The sequence below is a fragment of the Simiduia sp. 21SJ11W-1 genome (assembly GCF_024138675.1).
Lineage (GTDB): Bacteria > Pseudomonadota > Gammaproteobacteria > Pseudomonadales > Cellvibrionaceae > Simiduia.
The window spans coordinates 1,389,627-1,408,091 of record NZ_CP090959.1 but is presented as its reverse complement, the minus strand read 5'-3'; the positions used below and the strand labels follow the sequence as shown (position 1 = coordinate 1,408,091).

14 protein-coding genes are annotated in these 18,465 nt (G+C 56.6%); 2 read left to right on the top strand and 12 right to left on the bottom strand.

Annotation, left to right across the window (positions count from 1 at the left end; translation table 11 throughout):
• Window positions 1-33: 33 nt before the first annotated feature.
• The 9 genes from truD to L1F30_RS06230 form a co-directional block, all read right to left on the bottom strand.
• Entirely contained in the window at window positions 34-1,053 is a 1,020-nt protein-coding gene (gene truD, locus L1F30_RS06270; RefSeq protein ID WP_253360748.1) for a tRNA pseudouridine(13) synthase TruD, read from the bottom strand.
• Window positions 1,050-1,526 (bottom strand): 2-C-methyl-D-erythritol 2,4-cyclodiphosphate synthase, encoded by a 477-nt coding sequence (gene ispF, locus L1F30_RS06265; protein ID WP_253360746.1) that lies wholly within the window; start codon window positions 1,524-1,526, stop codon window positions 1,050-1,052. The genes truD and ispF overlap by 4 nt, the downstream gene beginning before the upstream one ends.
• Window positions 1,523-2,242: a 2-C-methyl-D-erythritol 4-phosphate cytidylyltransferase gene (ispD, locus tag L1F30_RS06260; RefSeq protein ID WP_253360744.1), complete on the bottom strand. Its 720-nt coding sequence runs from the start codon at window positions 2,240-2,242 to the stop codon at window positions 1,523-1,525. Before ispD ends, ispF begins: the two co-directional genes overlap by 4 nt.
• Window positions 2,239-2,529, bottom strand: coding sequence for a cell division protein FtsB (gene ftsB, locus L1F30_RS06255; protein WP_253360742.1), 291 nt, complete (start codon window positions 2,527-2,529; stop codon window positions 2,239-2,241). Before ftsB ends, ispD begins: the two co-directional genes overlap by 4 nt.
• Window positions 2,530-2,629: 100 nt before the next feature.
• The gene (eno, locus tag L1F30_RS06250) at window positions 2,630-3,919 is read right to left on the bottom strand and encodes a phosphopyruvate hydratase (RefSeq protein WP_253360741.1); all 1,290 of its coding nucleotides are present in this window, start codon (window positions 3,917-3,919) and stop codon (window positions 2,630-2,632) included.
• A gap of 54 nt (window positions 3,920-3,973) precedes the next feature.
• Window positions 3,974-4,822 carry a 3-deoxy-8-phosphooctulonate synthase gene (gene kdsA / locus L1F30_RS06245; RefSeq protein WP_253360740.1) on the bottom strand — a complete coding sequence of 283 codons (849 nt, stop codon included), beginning with the start codon at window positions 4,820-4,822 and terminating at the stop codon, window positions 3,974-3,976.
• 19 nt (window positions 4,823-4,841) lie between these two features.
• Window positions 4,842-6,467, bottom strand: coding sequence for a CTP synthase (locus tag L1F30_RS06240; protein ID WP_253360739.1), 1,626 nt, complete (start codon window positions 6,465-6,467; stop codon window positions 4,842-4,844).
• Window positions 6,468-6,714: 247 nt separating this feature from the next.
• Window positions 6,715-8,196 carry a tRNA lysidine(34) synthetase TilS gene (gene tilS / locus L1F30_RS06235; protein ID WP_253360738.1) on the bottom strand — a complete coding sequence of 494 codons (1,482 nt, stop codon included), beginning with the start codon at window positions 8,194-8,196 and terminating at the stop codon, window positions 6,715-6,717.
• A 118-nt stretch (window positions 8,197-8,314) separates the two neighbouring features.
• Window positions 8,315-10,315: a methyl-accepting chemotaxis protein gene (locus L1F30_RS06230; RefSeq protein WP_253360737.1), complete on the bottom strand. Its 2,001-nt coding sequence runs from the start codon at window positions 10,313-10,315 to the stop codon at window positions 8,315-8,317.
• Between the two features lie 20 nt (window positions 10,316-10,335).
• Between L1F30_RS06230 and L1F30_RS06225 the strand changes: the two genes are divergently transcribed.
• The gene (locus tag L1F30_RS06225; RefSeq protein ID WP_253360736.1) at window positions 10,336-10,674 is read left to right on the top strand and encodes a hypothetical protein; all 339 of its coding nucleotides are present in this window, start codon (window positions 10,336-10,338) and stop codon (window positions 10,672-10,674) included.
• Window positions 10,675-10,940: 266 nt separating this feature from the next.
• Here L1F30_RS06225 and L1F30_RS06220 read toward each other — a convergent pair whose 3' ends face one another.
• Complete coding sequence (locus L1F30_RS06220; RefSeq protein ID WP_253360735.1) at window positions 10,941-12,332, bottom strand: phospholipid carrier-dependent glycosyltransferase; 1,392 nt, start codon at window positions 12,330-12,332, stop codon at window positions 10,941-10,943.
• A gap of 313 nt (window positions 12,333-12,645) precedes the next feature.
• Here L1F30_RS06220 and L1F30_RS06215 point away from each other — a divergent pair, with 313 nt between their 5' ends.
• Window positions 12,646-14,559 carry a prolyl oligopeptidase family serine peptidase gene (locus L1F30_RS06215; RefSeq protein ID WP_253360734.1) on the top strand — a complete coding sequence of 638 codons (1,914 nt, stop codon included), beginning with the start codon at window positions 12,646-12,648 and terminating at the stop codon, window positions 14,557-14,559.
• 109 nt (window positions 14,560-14,668) lie between these two features.
• On the opposite strand, the gene L1F30_RS06210 is transcribed toward L1F30_RS06215, so the two are convergent.
• Together L1F30_RS06210 and L1F30_RS06205 are read right to left on the bottom strand one after the other, a co-directional pair.
• Window positions 14,669-15,460 carry a hypothetical protein gene (locus L1F30_RS06210; RefSeq protein WP_253360733.1) on the bottom strand — a complete coding sequence of 264 codons (792 nt, stop codon included), beginning with the start codon at window positions 15,458-15,460 and terminating at the stop codon, window positions 14,669-14,671.
• A gap of 22 nt (window positions 15,461-15,482) precedes the next feature.
• Window positions 15,483-18,179 (bottom strand): protein kinase, encoded by a 2,697-nt coding sequence (locus tag L1F30_RS06205; protein WP_253360732.1) that lies wholly within the window; start codon window positions 18,177-18,179, stop codon window positions 15,483-15,485.
• Window positions 18,180-18,465: the final 286 nt, after the last annotated feature.

Here is an 18,465-nt window from a genome sequence, read left to right as displayed (position 1 = left end):
TCGTTCAGCAGGCTCTCACCTGCCCTTTGTTAATTATTCAGCGGCCAGCTCAGGCGTGATCAGCACTGCGATTTCACGCAGCACCGCCGTGGCAAATTGGCCCGGCGCCAAGGTAAAAGCCAAACACAGATCCTGGCCCTCGAAGTGCCAGCGCAACGCCTGCGGCTGCAGGCACAAGGCCCGGCGCTCCTGGGAAAGCCCTGCGTGCTCGAGGCTATTGCACCAGTTGCGCCATGGTGTGAGCACCGAATCTTCCAATGCCAGCAGCGCCTCGCCTGCCGGATTGCGCCCGCGCCCCCAAAGCGGGCCTGAGGGTTCAGGATTTGGCTCGCCGGCCATGGGCTCGCGCCATTGGCTGGCGTTAACCCGCGCTGCGAGTACCTGGTTGAATAACCAAGAGCGCGCCGCCGACACACTCATGCCTGCACCGCCTTGCGCGGCCGGGCGCCGGCCGCCTTTTTTGCGCGAGCGGCGCGGGCGCGCACCCTCGGGTTCACTGGCCGCCTGCGCAAAGGCCTGCTCTGCCGCTATTAAATTACTGGCATTGCGCCCAAAGCGCTGCTCTCCAAAATAATTCGGCACGCCCTGCTCGGCAATACGCGCAAGGCGCTGCTCCACACCGGCAAGATCGCCCTGGCAGTCGCGCAGCCGGATTAAAAATTCATTGGCCTGATGCTCACCGCGGCGCAGCTTTTTATGGTGGCGGGCAACGCGCACAAGTTGCGTAGTTTCAGTATTCAATGCCTGCCAGTCGAGAGGTTGCGCTTTGGGTAAATACACGCTGAACCACTGGCGGGTAACTGCGCGCCTGTCTTTCATGCCGCAATAGCCCACATCCATGGGTTTTACACCGGCAATCTGCGCGATTTGCTTGGCCACCCAGGGGGTGTTGTCGTCGCGTTTGATCACCTCAAGCAGCTGGTGCTCGCCGTCATTGGAAGGCTCAAAACCCAGCACTTCATTCACCACAAAGTCTTCACATTCAACGCGAAAACCTGCGCTTACCTCTGGCGCGCCCAGCGCACGGGGGAAATCCAGATTAAATTCGTTCACGTGCGTGGGCCCAACAGCACTACCGCGTAGCAGGCGATGCCTTCTTTGCGGCCGGTAAACCCCAAGCGCTCTGTGGTGGTGGCCTTCACATTTACCTGGCCCACACCGGCCTCTAAATCGGCGGCGATGTGCTCGGCCATTCGGCTGATGTAGGGCGCCATTTTGGGTGCCTGGGCCACGATGGTCATATCGGCATTCACCAACTGATAACCCAGCGCTTTCACCTTGGCGTACACCATGCGCAACAGCGCGCGGCTATCGGCGTTTTTAAACTGGGCATCGGTATCGGGGAAGTGTTTGCCAATGTCGCCCAAGGCGCAGGCACCCAGCAGCGCATCGGCGAGCGCATGCAGCAATACATCGCCATCTGAGTGGGCAATCAAACCGCGCTCGTAGGGAATCATCACACCACCGAGCACAATTTTGTCGCCCTCGCCAAAGGCGTGCACATCGTAGCCGTTACCTATTCTCATGACCTGTCACTTTGTTTTTGAGCCTGCAAAATTAACTCCGCCAAGGGCAGATCCTCAGGCCGGGTAATTTTTAGATTATCACTGGGGCCATTCACTACCATTGCACTAAGGCCTGCGCCCTCAATGGCACTGGCTTCATCAGTAATTACAAGGCCCGAATTTTGCGCCTGCACCAAGGCGTTTTGGAGCGCCTGATAGCGAAACATCTGCGGGGTTTGGGCAGCCCACAGCCCGCGGCGGTCTACCGTTTCGGCAATGGTTGCGCCCTCGCCCACACGCTTTAGCGTATCGGCCACAGGGGCTGCCAGTATCGCGCCACAATGGGTGTGGCTAGCCGACTGCAGTACCCGTGCAACAAAACTGTTCAATACCTCGGGCGTAATACACGGGCGCGCCGCATCATGTACCAGCACCCAATCATCCGGGCCGGCTTTGGTGCAGAGCGCGCTCAAGGCGCGGCGCACGGAATCGGCACGCTCGGCACCGCCGGTAATGGGCGTAATGCGCGGATTGCTCGAAAGGGGCAAATGGTGGAAGTGCGCATCGTCCGGATGCAGGGCCACAATGAGGCCTGCTAGGGATTCGATGGCCAGCAAGCGCTCCAGGGTGTGCTCTATCACAGTACGCCCGGCCAACGGCAGGTATTGTTTTGGCATAGCCGCTTGCATGCGTGAACCAATACCGGCAGCCGGTACCACTACCCATAGGGCACTCATTTGCGTGCTTCCGGCTCGGGTTCAACCAGCATGTAAAAGGACTCGCCCTCTTTGATCATGCCCATTTCCAGCCGTGCGCGTTCTTCAATGGCATCCAGGCCATTTTTTAGCTCGCGCACCTCAACAGCCAGTACGCGATTGCGTTCACGCATTTTGTCGTTTTCAACCCGCTGGCGCTCAATGGCGGCCTCCAGGCGTGCCACCTCGGCATAACTGCCCTCACCCACCCACAGGCGGTATTGCAGGGCCGCCAGCAGTAAAACCAATATGGGAAGTAGCCATTTCATTGCGCGTTGTGAACCATTTGCAGCGTGTGTTTGCCAGAGCTTAAACGAAAAACGGGTAGCGCGGCGATGCCTGCGCTACCCGTTTTGCAATCACCGTGAATTACGCCTTGAATTCAGCGCGGCCACGGTAAGGCGCATTGGCGCCCAGCTCGGCCTCAATGCGGATCAAGCGGTTGTACTTGGCTACGCGATCAGAGCGGCACAGTGAACCGGTTTTAATCTGGCCGGCAGCGGTTGCCACTGCCAGATCGGCAATGGTGGTGTCTTCGGTTTCACCGGAGCGGTGGGAGATAACCGCAGTGTAACCGGCGTCCTGTGCCATTTTGATGGCATCTAAGGTTTCAGACAGCGAACCGATCTGGTTGAACTTGATCAGGATAGAGTTGGCGATTTTCTTCTCGATACCTTCACGCAGAATCTTGGTGTTGGTTACAAACAGGTCATCACCCACGAGCTGTACTTTTTCACCGGCTTTATTGGTGAGGTCGGCCCAGCCATCCCAGTCGCTTTCATCCATGCCGTCTTCAATAGACAAAATGGGGTACTTGTTGGCAAGCTCGGTGAGGTAGTCGGCGAATTCCGGTGCGCTGAAGATCTTGCCTTCACCCGCCATGTTGTACTTGCCATCTTTGTAAAACTCAGATGATGCACAATCCAGCGCCAGGGTAATTTCTTCACCCAATTTGTAACCGGCTTTTTCAACGGCTTCGGCGATTACCTGGAGTGCCGCTTCGTTGGAAGGCAAGTTAGGAGCGAAACCGCCCTCATCACCAACTGCTGTAGACAAGCCGCGCTCGCTCAATACTTTTTTCAGGGCGTGGAAAATTTCGGCACCCTGGCGCAGCGCTTCGGTGAAGCTTGCAGCCTTCACAGGCTGGATCATGAATTCTTGAATGTCTACGTTGTTGTCTGCGTGCTCGCCGCCGTTGATGATGTTCATCATCGGCACGGGCATGGTGTACTTACCGGGAGTGCCGTTAACATCGGCAATGTGCGCGTACAAAGGCACACCTTTAGCTTGCGCAGCCGCCTTGGCCGCCGCCAGAGACACCGCCAGAATGGCGTTGGCGCCAAGCTTGGATTTGTTGTCGGTGCCGTCGGCTTTGATCATGGCGTCGTCGAGTGCGCGCTGGTCTTCAACATCCATGCCCACCAGCAAACCTTTGATGGTGTCGTTAATGTTGGCAACGGCGGTTAGTACGCCCTTGCCCAGGTAGCGGGACTTGTCGCCATCGCGCAGCTCAAGGGCTTCGCGTGAGCCGGTTGAGGCGCCGCTTGGCGCGCAGGCTGTGCCCACAATGCCGCCTTCGAGGATTACGTCCGCATTCACGGTGGGATTGCCGCGGCTATCAAGTACTTCAAACGCGCGAACGTCAACAATCTTTGTCATCTGTGTAAACTCCAGCTGTATTCCGTAGGTTGTGGTTAAAGCCTCTTTGGGCTCTTAATCAATATTTAAATCGGGAAGATTTTTTACTAAATCATCCACCGCTTTAACTTGGCTTAAAAAGGGTTCGAGTTTGTCGAGCGGCAGCGCACTGGGGCCATCGCATTTGGCTTGATCGGGGTTGGGGTGCGCTTCCAGAAACAAGCCCGCAAGGCCCAGCGCCATACCACTGCGCGCAAGCTCTGCCACCTGGTGACGACGGCCACCGGAGGCTGCACCTGAAGGATCGCGGCATTGCAAGGCGTGGGTTACATCAAAGATAACCGGCGCACCACCACTGACCTCTTTCATGGTACGGAAACCCAGCATATCCACTACCAGGTTATCGTAACCAAAACAGGTACCGCGATCGCACAGAATCACTTGCTCGTTGCCGCACTCGCGAAATTTTTCCACGATGTTTTTCATTTGCGAAGGGCTTAGAAACTGCGGCTTTTTAATGTTTACCACCGCGCCGGTTTTGGCCATGGCTTCTACCAAATCCGTTTGGCGCGCCAAAAACGCGGGCAGTTGAATAACGTCTGCCACCTCGGCTACGGGTTGGCACTGGTAAATTTCGTGCACATCGGTAATCACCGGCACATTAAATGTGCTTTTGATTTCCTGAAAAATTTTGAGGCCCGCATCCATACCCGGGCCACGGTAGGAGTGAATAGACGAACGGTTGGCTTTGTCGAAGGAGGCCTTGAACACGTAGGGGATACCCAGTTTTTGAGTCACTTCTACGTATTTTTCTGCCACTTGCATGGCCATATCACGGGATTCCAACACATTCATGCCACCAAACAGTACGAAGGGGGCATCGTTTGCAAGCGAGATATCGCCAAGCTTAATGGTCTTACTCATAGTTCAATTCCTACTGCAATTATTTGCCGCTGTGGGCGATGGCCGCTTTGATGTATCCGGTAAACAGCGGGTGGCCTTCACGGGGCTTGGAGGTGAATTCCGGGTGGAACTGGCAGGCCACAAACCATGGGTGATCTTCAATTTCTACGGTTTCAACCAGGGTGTCGTCGGCAGACCAGCCGCCAATCTTCAATCCGGCTTTTTGCAGCTGATCCACATAGTTGTTGTTCACCTCAAAGCGGTGACGGTGGCGTTCTACAATCACATCGGCATTGTAGATATCGCGAATTTTGGAGCCGGCTACCAAACGGCACTCCTGTGCACCCAAACGCATGGTGCCACCAAGATCTGAAGATTCATCGCGGGTTTCGCGCTTGCCTTCTTTATCAATCCACTCGGTAATCAAGCCCACCACGGGGTGCTCGGCCTTTTTGTTGAATTCTGTCGAATTGGCGCCTTCAAGGCCTACCACATTGCGGGCAAACTCAATAACCGCCGATTGCATGCCCAAACAAATGCCGAGGTAAGGCACTTTGTTTTCACGGGCGTAGCGCACGGCCATCAATTTACCTTCCACACCGCGCTCACCAAAGCCGCCCGGCACAAGAATGGCATCGGCCGATTCCAAAAGCCTGGTGCCTTCTTTTTCTACGTCTTCGGCATCAATGTAATTCACATTCACTTTTGTTTTGGTGTGAATGCCGGCGTGGCTCAGGGATTCGTTGAGGGATTTATAGGCATCGAGCAAGTCCATATATTTGCCCACCATGGCCACGGTCACTTCGCGCTCCGGGTTGAGCTTGCCGTCGATGACCGCCTCCCACTCGGACAGATCCGCCGCCGGGCAATCCAGGCCGAAGCGCTCGGTAACGAAGTTATCCAGTCCGTGGCTCTGCAGCAGGCCCGGTATGCGGTAAATGGTGTCGCAATCGGGTAGCGGCACCACAGCGCGCGCTTCCACGTTGGTAAACAAGCTGATCTTGCGGCGCGAATCTTCATCCACTTCCACTTCCGAGCGGCACAACAACACGTCTGGCTGCAGGCCGATTGAGCGCAGCTCTTTTACCGAGTGCTGGGTGGGTTTGGTTTTGGTTTCACCGGCGGTGGCGATATAGGGCACCAATGTGAGGTGAATCAGCAACGCGCGATTGCTGCCCATTTCCACTTTCATCTGGCGCACGGCTTCCAAAAACGGCTGGGATTCAATATCACCCACGGTGCCGCCAATTTCTACCAGTGCGATGTCGTAATCGGAGCCACCTTCAAGTACCCGGCGCTTGATTTCATCCGTAATGTGCGGAATCACCTGCACAGTGCCGCCCAGGTAGTCGCCGCGGCGCTCTTTGCGCAGCACGGTTTCGTACACCCGCCCGGTGGTGAAGTTATTGCGGCGCGTCATCTGGCTTTTCAGAAAACGCTCATAGTGACCCAGGTCGAGATCGGTTTCGGCGCCGTCGCCGGTGACATACACCTCGCCGTGCTGGAACGGGCTCATGGTGCCCGGATCTACGTTGATGTATGGGTCCAGCTTCATGATGGTGACCTTCAGGCCACGGGCTTCGAGAATGGCACCCAATGAAGCGGAGGCAATGCCTTTACCCAGTGAGGAAACAACGCCACCGGTAACGAATATATAACGGGTCATGAGAACCTTTTTCCAGAGCTAAGTGCAGCCAATAAGTGTGCCGCGGTGTTTAAAGACAGCTGGCAGTGTAGCCCGATTCAACAGGGCTTCCCGCCTGGGCTGGCTCACACCACACAAAAGCACAAAACGCCGGAAAGCCGAGCCGTTTAACGGGGCCTTCTGACGATCTTTTTGCGACTGGGGGGATAAGAGAGCCACCACCCTTGAGATGGGACGCCAGACTACCAGAAAACCCCTGCGGCCTCAATTACAAATCACCCTCAAACCACCAGTGCAATTGGTAGCCACCTGCCTCTGCCAGAGGCGCGTCCCGGTCGAGCCAAAGATCACCCGCCGCCCAAATCTGTTGCGGGTTTTGAGGGTTGCACACCAAGGGCGTCATGGGGCGTAGCCAGGGCACCAGTCCGGATTCCTGCAGGCACTTTTTAAGCGTTTGGGAGCGATTGCGGTGCGCGGGCTGGCACCTGTCGCCCGCCTGCCGGCTGCGCAACCACCAATGGCCAGCATCGGGCAGAGCCAGCCCCGTGCTTGCTGCGCGCATTGCCAGCCCCATAACACCCAAGGCTGTATTAAAGCGATAGCTACGCTCTGGATACAAAGGCCCGGCCGGCAGTGACCATGAGGCGGCGTCGCCTTTGCTATGGCCCAGCCGGATGAGATAACCGCGCCGCTGGTAGCGGTAAAATCGCACCTGACCACCGGGCGTGGCCAATAGCAACTGGGGCTGTGTGTCTGCCTCGGCTACCAGCCAAAGTTGGAGCAGTTGCGCCAATTGCACCCGGCTCAACACCAACGATCGCTGCGCCAACCAATGGCGCACCAGATTTTTTTGTCGCAGCGCAGACAAGCCCGCCAGCACCGCCAGATCAATGGATTCACCCAAACGCTCGGGCCGTATGTCAAGCCGGGCTGCGTCCAGCCGGGCTGCGTCCAGCCGGGCTGCGTCCAGCCGGGCTGCGTCCAGCCGGGCTGCGTCAAGCCGGGCTGCGTCAAGTTCGGCAAGGTCTGCCAGCAGCACCCGGGATTCACCGCTTAATTCGGCTGCGGCTGCCAATTGGCGGGCTGCGGCCGGCCACCTTTCATGCAGCAATGGGAGCACCCGATGGCGCAGGTAGTTGCGATCAAGCGCCTCATCGGAATTGCTTTCATCTTCAACGTAGCGCACGCCCAACGTATGCGCCCATTGCTCAAGCTGTTTGCGGGGCACGGCTAGCAGCGGGCGCACCAATTCGCCGGCGGCCAATGGCCGTCTGGCCGCCATGGCCCCCATACCTTCCACTCCGGCACCACGCAGCAATCGCAACAGCAAGGTTTCGGCCTGATCATCCTGGTGATGCGCGGTAACGAGTAGGCCCCCGTGGGCAAGGGCCTGTTCAAACACCTGATACCGGCTGGCTCTGGCTGCATCTTCCAACCCGCGACCACGCGCTGCCACCGTTACCCTGTGGGCCTCAAAGGGCACATCGAGCGACGCACACAGCTGTTCACAGTGTGATTGCCAGGCATCGGCGTTGGGGGATAACTGGTGATTGACGTGAATGGCATGTACCGGCAAACCGAGCCCAGCCAACAGATGTAAAAGCACGGCAGAATCCAGCCCACCAGACAGGGCCACAGAAAGCTTTTGGGCGGCGAACACATCGGGAAAATCGCGCCGCAGGCGCTCGCCGAAAGCCGCCAGCCAATCTGGCCTGCTGGCCGCTGGCTTAGCGCCTGAAGAATTGTTCAAAGGTGGGTTTGTCATCTTACCGGGTCAACATTTTACTGATGCAAAGGCGCGCCGAAACAAGCACGCATACTACCCCATTCACATCAGTTTTACGTAACACCCATCCCCGGCTGCCAATCTAGCTCTGCAATTTGAACTGCCCCACCATCTGCTTGAGGCCAGCCGCCAGGCGGGCTACATCGGCGCTTGCCTCAAGCCCTTGCTTCGAGGCCAGCGCGGTGTTTTCTGCCATTGCGGAAATTTCCTCAATATTTTTTTCCATTTCCCGGCTCACCATACTTTGCTCTTCTGCGGCGCTGGCAATCTGCGCGTTCATCATACTGATGCCTTGCATGGTGTCGTTGATCTTTTCGAGCACTACGCCGGCATCCCGCGCTTTTTCCACACTGACAGCGGCCTCCTGCTGGCTGTGATCCATCACGTTTACTGCCTCGCGGGCCTCCTGCTGCAAGCGCTCGATCATATCCTGGATTTCAGTGGTGCTGTCCTGGGTGCGGCTGGCCAGTGTGCGAACTTCATCGGCCACTACGGCAAAGCCTCGCCCCTGCTCACCGGCGCGAGCCGCTTCAATGGCCGCGTTCAGGGCCAGCAAATTGGTTTGGTTGGCAATGTTGCGAATCACCTCCAGCACCTCGCTGATGCTGTTGCTTCTTTCATTCAGCTTTGCAATGACATCCGCGGCGCGGGCGATTTCAGCCTCCAGCGAATTGATCGACTGGATATTGTCGTTCACTACCTGCTGGCCCGAGTCTGCTTGCTCTGTTGCCGTGCGCACCTGCTCCAGGGTTTGGCTGGCACTGCTGGCCACTTCCCGTACTGTGTTCACCATTTCCGTCATGGATATCGCAAATTGCCGCGTGTGCTCCATCTGCTGCTTGGCGGTTTGATCGCCGGCCTCGGCAAGGCCTGTACTCTTGCCTGATGACCCCGCCAGAGATTCCGCATTTTGGTGAATTTCCAGTAACGCTTCACGCAGCCGGCTTGCCAGAATATTGGTATTTTTGGCGAGCTCGCCCAGTTCATCGTCGCGCTGAACAGACAAGTCATAACGCACATCGCCTTGCGCCATATCTGTTAAAAAATGCACCACTTTTTGCAGCGGCTCCCGTATGGAGCGGATGATGTAGAGCGAGGCAAGTACTGCAACAACCAGAGCCAGGCCAAAAAACGCCAGCAGGGTAAAGCGACTGCTGCTAACAGTCTCCTGTGCTTTATTGGCGCGCGATTGCGCAATGGCCTGGGCACCCGATACCACCTCGTCGAGCTCCAACACCGCTTTATCCATATGGCCATCGAGCTGGGCCAGCAAGTCATCCGCGCGATCGCGGGCCAAGAGCTGCTTTACGTATAGCGCAAGGAAGCCGTCATCACCTGATACCTGAGTTTTGAATCGCTGGAACGCACCGGCAACAGCCTGCATTTCACTACTGCCAGAGAAGCTTACAGACAAATCAGACAACAGGCCCTCAATGCGTTGCAGCCGCTTTTGCACTGTGCTGCGCGCAGAGAGCACCGCCATACGCTGCGGGCGATCCAGCACGCGCACAGACAGATCCGAAGCGCCCATAACCGCATCGTAGAGCTCATCCAAATCAGCTGCATACCGGCTACCGGCTCTGGCCTGCAAGTCGATAATATTGCTTTCAATCTCATCAGACATATCGGTAAATAAGCTACGCTTTTGCGCCACTGCCGCCGCCAGTTGAAGATCTTCACGGTGCGCTGCGAGGATGTCGGGGGCTACCTGAAACACCGAGGCAGTAGATTGCTGCACTTGCTTTAACTGGTCGCTCAGTGTCGTAAAGACCTGGCTCACCCCAAGCGCTTTTTGCATTGCAGCTTCATTGCGGGCCTGCTGCTGATTGAACTGGGCTTCAATGGCGTCTAGCGCCGTGAGTTTCTTACTGAGATAAAACCGGTTCACCGCAAGGCGTGCTTGCAGTAACGACTCTTGCGCCTGGCCACTGGCGACCACCAGTGGCTTGGTCTTGCTGTTTAATTCGATCAGCCCATCGTTAATACGGCTGATGGCGCTGATACCAGTCCATAATAGGCCCGCCAAAAGCGTGAGCATCAGCGCAAAACCACCGGCGATGCGTGCAGTTACCGTAAATCGCATCAGGTGTTACCGCCCTAACATTGATTAAATTCGGTGGCCCGGTTTGCGTACTCTTCACAAAAATCCGCTTTGCCGCTATCGGTCGTAATGGCCGAACCATCAAACACCGCGTTGATCACTTTGGACTTGGTGACAGTGAAACGGCTATTGGCGCAGGATTTGGTTGCAGCAACCCGGCATTCGGCTGCACTTGCGGATTCCATAAATTTCGAACAGGCTTTTTCGCCGTCACACTTTTTGTAACTGATTTTTTCTTTGCCCGGGCAAGCCGTGCGCTCATATTGAATTTCGCAAGTACCGGCGAATACCGCAGCGCTGAACAGCATCATCAGAGGAAAGAGGAGGCAGCGGGAAAGTAACATTGATGAATCTCCAAAACGTAGGTAGGAGATTAATGTTTAGCCCATCTACTACTTTCGAACAACCGAGCAGACCCTTTTAATAAATATAATCCTCATGCCAAAGCATTTTGAAATATAAAATATTATTTTTAAGCTGAAACGGAAGGTAATATGACACTTTTATGACCATTACATTCGTTTCGAATCATAAGGAAACGCCACCCGACACGCAGGTCAATAGACGGCCAAGTTAAAATAAGCGGTAAGTTAAAATAGGCGGTAAGTTAAATCCAGAATGAAAACCACATGCGGCTGTAAAAGCCCTCGCGGCTTACGGGAAGCCCCAGCGCCAATGGCATGAAGTAAACCGCCACAGCCACAATAGCCAGCACGGTTAAAACGGCAGCCACGGCGGATGCCTGCCCCCATACAGCACGGGGCGCTCGGCCTCTGGCCCGGCCAGCCTGCGCCAAAAGCCCGGCAAGTGCAGCAAAGGCAAATACGCTGGCCGGTTCATAGTGGTAACTGAACAGGCACCGGCTGACCAGTAACCAAGGCAACCAGTTACCTAAAAAACCTGCCACTATTACCCACAACAAGGGGCGCGTAGCGAGGGCCGAGGCTTTGGAAAAACACGCCACAAGGAAGTCACGGCCACACACCATCACTAGCCACAGGGCTGCCAATGCACTTAAAAGGTAGAGCAAGGGGTTGCCCAACAAATGAATAGCCCGAAACCCTTCGCCGCCACCCAAGGGCACCCGCTCGAACAAATAACTCATAGGCCGCCCCTGATAGGGCCACTGGTACCAGGCTGAACAATAGGGATGGCTCGCCGCCCCCACCTCCTCTGTGTGAAAACGGCTAATGCGTTGATGCATTTCAATAAAACCCCAGTGTTGCTCGTGTGCCAGATAAGGCTGCCATAGCAGCCAGTAGGTGGCCGCCGGCAACACCAACAAACACAGCACCAATCGCCACGCGCGCGCGCCGTTGATCGGCGCCAGACCAGTTGCCATCTGTAGGGCGCCGCGGGCTTGAAAAACGGCCACCCCCAAAAGCACTGCCAAGGCTACCAACCAAAAGCCCAAACCATTCCACTTCACTGAAACAGTGGCGCCCATCAACAGGCCACATAAAACCAGCGGCCGCCAGGCATAGCCGCGCGCAAGCGCACACGAAAATGCCCACACCGCCGCCAGGCCGAAAAAAAGCATAAGTATATTGTTCAGTGCCGCGCGCGAATCCACAATCAAGGCGCCATCGATTGCCACAAACAGTGCCGCCAACAGGGCCCAGCCAGCACCCCCGCCCAGGCTTTTCACTATTGCGGCCAACAATACACAACACAGCGTACCGGTAAGGGCACTAAGCCAGCGGTAGCTCAAAGGATCAATGACACCCCACGGGTCTGTCACCGCACCATCAACCCAGGGCAGCCAGTAATAAATTTCAATAGCCGCTGCAAACAGGTAATGAGGCAGCGGCGGGTGCGCGGTAACAAAGGGAGTTTGCTGTAGATCGTTAAGTAACGCGTAGCCAAAGTGCGGAATATTTATTTCATCGAAATAGGCGGCCGGCACATCCCCCAGCCCCCAAAAGCGCAGCGCTGCTGCAAGCAGGGTAATTACTACAAGCCAGTGTGTATAAAAGCCTTCCCAATGGTTGTGCTGCACCCTCTAGCCTCTTTGTATGAGAAAAGTGTGTGGATATTTTTAAAGTAATTGCGCCCACTTGCAACTGGCTTGACACGAGCTTCTGCCCAACATGGCCAGGGGCTAAAAATTCCATTACAGTTTGCAACCACTGTACTGAATACACCGTTGAACTTATGTGCGTTGGCTGAAGCGCGAAATCAATGCCCATGTCACAAAGGTGCAAATCAAACAAACTCACTGTAAGTCGCCTTTGGGATTGCCTGTATCGCACGGACTTTCCGGCAGGCATGCACAAAAGCCGCAGGCAACACCAACACGCAGGATCCACCCTATGACAAACAAACAACCATTGCCCTTTGGCAGCTGGCCCTCGCCCATTCACGCAAACCTGCTTACCCAAAGCGCTGTGTCGCTGGCCATGCCGATGCTTGTTGGTAATACCGCTTACTGGCTGGAGTCGCGGCCAGAGGAAAAGGGCCGCGGTGTGATTGTGCGCCAAGGCATCGGCGGCCAGCCCACAGATATTACGCCAGCAGGCTTTAATGTTCGATCGAAAGTGAACGAGTACGGCGGCGGCGATTTTACGGTATCGGGCCAGTGGGTGTTTTTTGTAAATGCTGATGATCAGCAAGTTTACGCACAATCGCACCCGCTGCCACCGCGCCAGATTACCCGCGCGCCCAACAGCCGGTTTGCCGATATCCGCCACGACGCAGCCCGCAACCGGCTCATTGCCGTTGAAGAAATCCACCACCACAAAGCCCGTGAGCCCGAGCATCGGCTGGTGGCCATAGACCTTGAGCAAGGCACCCTCAGTGCGCTTGCCAGCGGTGCAGATTTTTACGGCTACCCCGCCCTCAGCCCCTGCGGCCAACAACTTGCCTGGATCAGTTGGCAACACCCGAACATGCCCTGGGATGAAAACCAGATCTGGCTTGCAGATATCACCGACGGCGGCGAGCTCGCCGGGTCCCGCGCACTGTTGGCGCAAGGTTGCAGTGGTTACCAGCCCTGCTGGTCGCCAGCGGGCGAACTGATTGCCGCACACGATGCCAGCGGCTGGTGGAATCTGTATGCCTGGCGCAACGGGCAATGGGCGCCCCTGCTGCCCATGGATGCCGAGTTTGCCACCCCCCAATGGGTGTTTGGCATGTCTTGCTACGGTTTTCTGGACGACACCCATCTGTTTGCCGCCTACGCCCAGAACGGGCTTTGGTATTGCGGCATATTGGCAACAGATACGGGCCAGTGGCAGCCGGTGGACACACCGCTCACCGAAATCGGCAATGTCACCTGTGCCAATGGGCAGGCGTTAATGCTGGGCAGCAACCCCGAAACCGCCAGCGCACTCTGGCGATTTGATCAATCGCAATGGCATTGCGAAAAAGTCTCGTTGGAAAACCCCATCGAGCCCGCGTTTATCGCACAACCGCAAACCGTAAGCTTCCCCACCACGGGCAACACCCAAACTCACGGCTTTTACTATGCGCCCACCCACCCGGATTACACGGGCCGTGACGGGGAAAAGCCGCCCTTGATTGTGCTGAGCCACGGCGGCCCCACCGCTGCCACCAGCAGTGCCCTGAATTTTAAAATCCAATACTGGACCAGCCGCGGCTTTGCCGTGCTGGATGTCAATTATCGCGGCAGCACCCGTTACGGGCGCGCCTACCGCGATAGCCTCAAAGGTAGCTGGGGCATAAAGGATGTAGACGATGTTTGCGCCGGCGCCGAATATCTGGTGCAACAGGGCCTTGCAGATGCTGCGCGGTTGATCATTAAAGGCAGCAGCGCCGGTGGCTATACTGTGCTGGCGGCACTCACCTTCCGCGATGTGTTTTGCGCGGGCACCAGCCTCTACGGCATTGGTGATTTAACGGCACTTGCAAAAGACACCCATAAATTTGAATCGCGCTATCTCGACTCATTGGTTGCCCCATGGCCTGACGGCGAGCCTGTGTATCGTGCGCGCTCGCCGCTGTTTCATATCGAGCAGCTCACCTGCCCCGTGGCATTTTTTCAGGGTTTAAAAGACAAGGTGGTGCCACCCAACCAGGCCGAGGCTATGGTGCACGCCTTAAAAGCCAAGCAGGTGCCCACAAGCTACGTGACCTTTGCATCCGAGGGCCATGGCTTTCGCGAAGCGCAATCGATCATTGATCAGCTGGAGCTTGAGTTAAATTTTTACGGGGCGCTGTTTGGCTTTAGCGTTAACCCCGCGCGTGCAGATTTTCGGTTTGAATAATCAGGCGCACACAAAAAAGGCCGCCGTAATTTCCCACGGCGGCCTTGCTTATATAAATCATTAGCGCCCGGAAATTACTCAGCCTTTAACCGTAAACACCTTGCCAATTCTAAGGCGCACTGGTTTTAAGAAGCCCATACACGCCCAGAGAATAGGCACGTTTTTGTTTGGCATGATCAAGCGCACGCACGCTGAGGGTTTTGCCCAGCGCCAGGTCTTCACCGTAGGTGCGCGTATCACCGGTGCCGGCATCTACCGCCACCATCACCTGGCCCGGGAAGTAATAGGCCACCAAATCACCGGCATCAACGCCTACGCTCACCGGGAAATTGACCCGTTGCTTGCCTGCACTTGCCACGGGCAACAGCTTGCTTTCCCACACCACCACCAGATTGTTTTCTATTTGGCGCAACACCTTTACCCGAAAGCTGCCGGGCTGGGTAAAATAACCCCCTACTCCGGTTAACACGCCTTCGCTGGGCAGTGCATTTTTTAAATCCACCAACAGCCGCTGCTGCTCAACAGCTTCACCCAGGCCATTGCGCGCCACCAGCTCACCGCCCACATAGTCCAGCAGATCGCCTTTTACGAGAAAGTCTTTCAGTAAATCAATTTGATCTTGAACAAACACGCGCATTAAGCCGCGCAGCTGGGAAGACTCCTGTACCCGTGAGGTTTTTTCATTGCCCAGTACACCCATTACCCGGTTAAGCTCGGCCACATCGGCCTCCAGCGCAGATTCACGGGCCTGTAGCTGGGCGATGGTGCCTTGCGCCTCGCGCAATTGGGTTTGTAGCTGGGCATTTTGCTGGGTTAACTGCTGGGTGCTTTGGGGTGCCTGGCAGCCGGTGGCTGCAGCGGTCAAAGCCAATATCACACCAATGCGAGCGAAGTGTCCCATAAGGATCTCCTGTGGGGTGTAACTAGGGGTTGTCTATCTGGAAGTGCTGGCTCAGTAGCAACTGATCATTCAGCATGAGGTCCAAGTTATAGCCGCCCTCGGCAAAACCCTCAACCGGGCGATCAATGCGAAAGGTTTTTTCACCGGCCTTGCCGCTGATAACCACGGGCACTTGGGCGATGTGCACAGCGCGTGCACCGTCTAGCAAAATGGCTTGCACCACTGCCGTTTCATCAAAGTTCTTAAACGTAAGGCCAATGTACAAGGTGCGCTCTACCTGTTGCAGCACCCCTTGCTGAGCATTCATATCCACAGGCGCTTGTGCCCTCACGCGTACCCTATCAATGCGCGGCATGGCCGCCGCTATTGCGGCATCCAGTTGCGCACCAATACGGGCAAGCTGGGTGTGATCGGGAAGTTGCGCTTTTGCAATGGCAAACTGTTGGCGGGCCTGATCATACTTTTTGGTTGCCAGCAGCTGATCAATCTGCACGCTCGTATCACTCACGTATTGTTCTATCGCCGCGCGCGCGCCCGCGTGGTTGGCATCCAGCGCAAGCACCGCCTGGTACTTGGCGGCCGCACCTTCTGCACCAAAAATATTACCCGCCTGCTCAGCTGCCTGCGCGCCACTCACCAAACTTGCCAACTGCTCGGCCCGGGCTTGTTGCGCGGCTTGGCCGCTGTTTGCGGCATCTTGCAGGCGGCGCAGTGTTTTATGGCCACTCACAAGGGTTAAACCACGCCCGGCCAAGGCTTTCGCGTTTTGCCAGTCGCCCGCCTCAAGCTTGGCATTGGCAAGCTCAGCGTAGCGATCAGCCACGGCTATAAGGCCAGCCTCTGCCTCGGCATCACCGGGGAAGCGCGCCAACACCGCCCGGTAGTTTTCCACGGCGTTTGCCCCTTTGGGCGACAACAGCGCATCGGCGCGCAGGTACTCGCGGGCGTCAGCCAGTAATTCAGCGCGCGCGCGGGCTTGTGATATTAAATCTTGATGTTGCTCTATAAATGCAGTGTTTGCCCAATGGGGGAAGTGGCGCTGCCAGGCATCGAGTAAGCCTTGTGCCTGTGTAAAATCCTCTGCGGCTACCGCTTGCTCTATGGCCTTCTGATAAAACCCCTCAACCCACACCTCACCTTCGGCCAGCATCGCATCGGCGCCGGGCCTGGTGGCTGCGCTTGCGTAAAACGCGGCCAAGGCGCCGGCCGCACCCGCTGCATTTTGTTCAAGATCTGCCTGCAGCTCTGCGGCCTTACTGGCAAGTTGTTCGGCGTTTACCTCTGGCTGGGTAGCTACTGCTTGGGGCGTTAGCGTTGGGCGCGCGCGCAAGCCCTCCTCGGATAACACCGGGCGGGTGTCTGCCAGCACGCTGTCGTGGTGGCTCTTTGGCGTATTGTTATTGGCAGGCGTTTTTTTAACAGCCGGGCTGGCTGTTTCTGGAGGCACCTTTTGCTCGGGCAATGGCGGGTTTGCAGGCACCGCAGGCGCGGGAGCCTCGGCACCACCCAGGCTGTAAAGCCCGTGCCATTGTTGTTCAGTAAGCGGCAGTGGCTGCGTGCGTAAATAGTCGAGCGCCCCATGGTGCCATGTGGTGATTTTTTCAGGCCAGGGGGCGGGTAGTTGCTGGCGCAAGAAAAACACCCCCAGCACCGCAAGCAGGCTCAGCAAGATGAGATTTCGAAGCCAGTGGCTGGCGCCAAATGGGTTTTGCGATTGCCGGGAGCCGATGGATTGCACCGGCGTACCCTGGCCGGATTGCGGCCAATATTGTGCGTGGGCGCCATTCTGCTCGGCCGCTTCAGAGGCGGCATTGATGGCGGCGGTATTGCTTGAGGAACCCACCTCACTGATAACCGTGGGCGCATCCAGGTCTGCTTCTGGCAACTGCTGCGCAGCCAGGTCTATCAGTTCATCTACGCGGCGCAAGTCGTCGGCATCAATTTGATTGAGGTCTTCCACAAGCTCCGCGCCAGACTGGTATCGCTCATCCGGGTTTTTAGCCAATACGCGATTGATAATGGGCTGAAAAATACCAAAGGCCGCCTGCAGCCGCGGGATGGGTTCGGCCACGTGCTTGATGCCAACGGCCACGGCGGAATCTGCATCAAAGGGCACGCGGCCGGTAATTAATTGAAACAGCACCACGCCCAGGCTGTAGATGTCTGAGCGGGCGTCAACGGGTTTGCCCTTGGCCTGCTCGGGGCTCATGTAATGAGGCGTGCCAATGGCTGTTCCGGTTTGGGTCATACCGCCGGCAACGTCGGCGGGCCGGGCTATGCCAAAATCCATCAGCACGGCGCGGCCATCTTCGGCGTGGATCATGATATTTTCGGGTTTTACATCCCGGTGCACATAGCCTTTGCGCGCGGCGTAATCGAGTGCCCGGGCGATGTCTTTCACCACCTGCAGGCTTTGTTCGCGCGAAAGCTTTACCCGTAATTGTTTGAGGTCTTTGCCCGGCACATATTCCATGGCCAGGTAGTGGTGCTCACCCTGCACGCCTACGTCGTAAACCGTGACGATGTTCGGGTGCACCAGGCGCGATACAATTTTGGCTTCGCGCAGAAAGCGCTCACCGAAGGCCGGGTCGCGCAATAACTCGGGCAGCAGCACCTTAAGTGCCACTTCGCGCTCAAAGTTTTCCTGAATGGCCAGATAGACGGTCGCCATGCCGCCCTGGCCCAGCCGATCGATGATTTTGTAACCCGGTATGTCCATGAGGCCTTATAGTTCTACTTGTGCCTGTCGGCTTGGCAAGAGGGGCCCGACTGTGTGCGTGCAATTGAGCGGTCTTTATGCCGTGTTGCAACAGTTTAGTCAAATACCACTGCAAGCTGCGGCTTTAACCGCACAAATAGCAGCCAGAGCCGGTTATAAATTGCACAGGCAGGCGGATTGATTAGCCAGCGTTGGGGCCTGGGCTGTTTTGTTCGTCTGCACACCTGCACCTGCGTTTACACCTACGTTGCCAACAGCAAGTTTTGACAACATCGCCTTAGGCCTT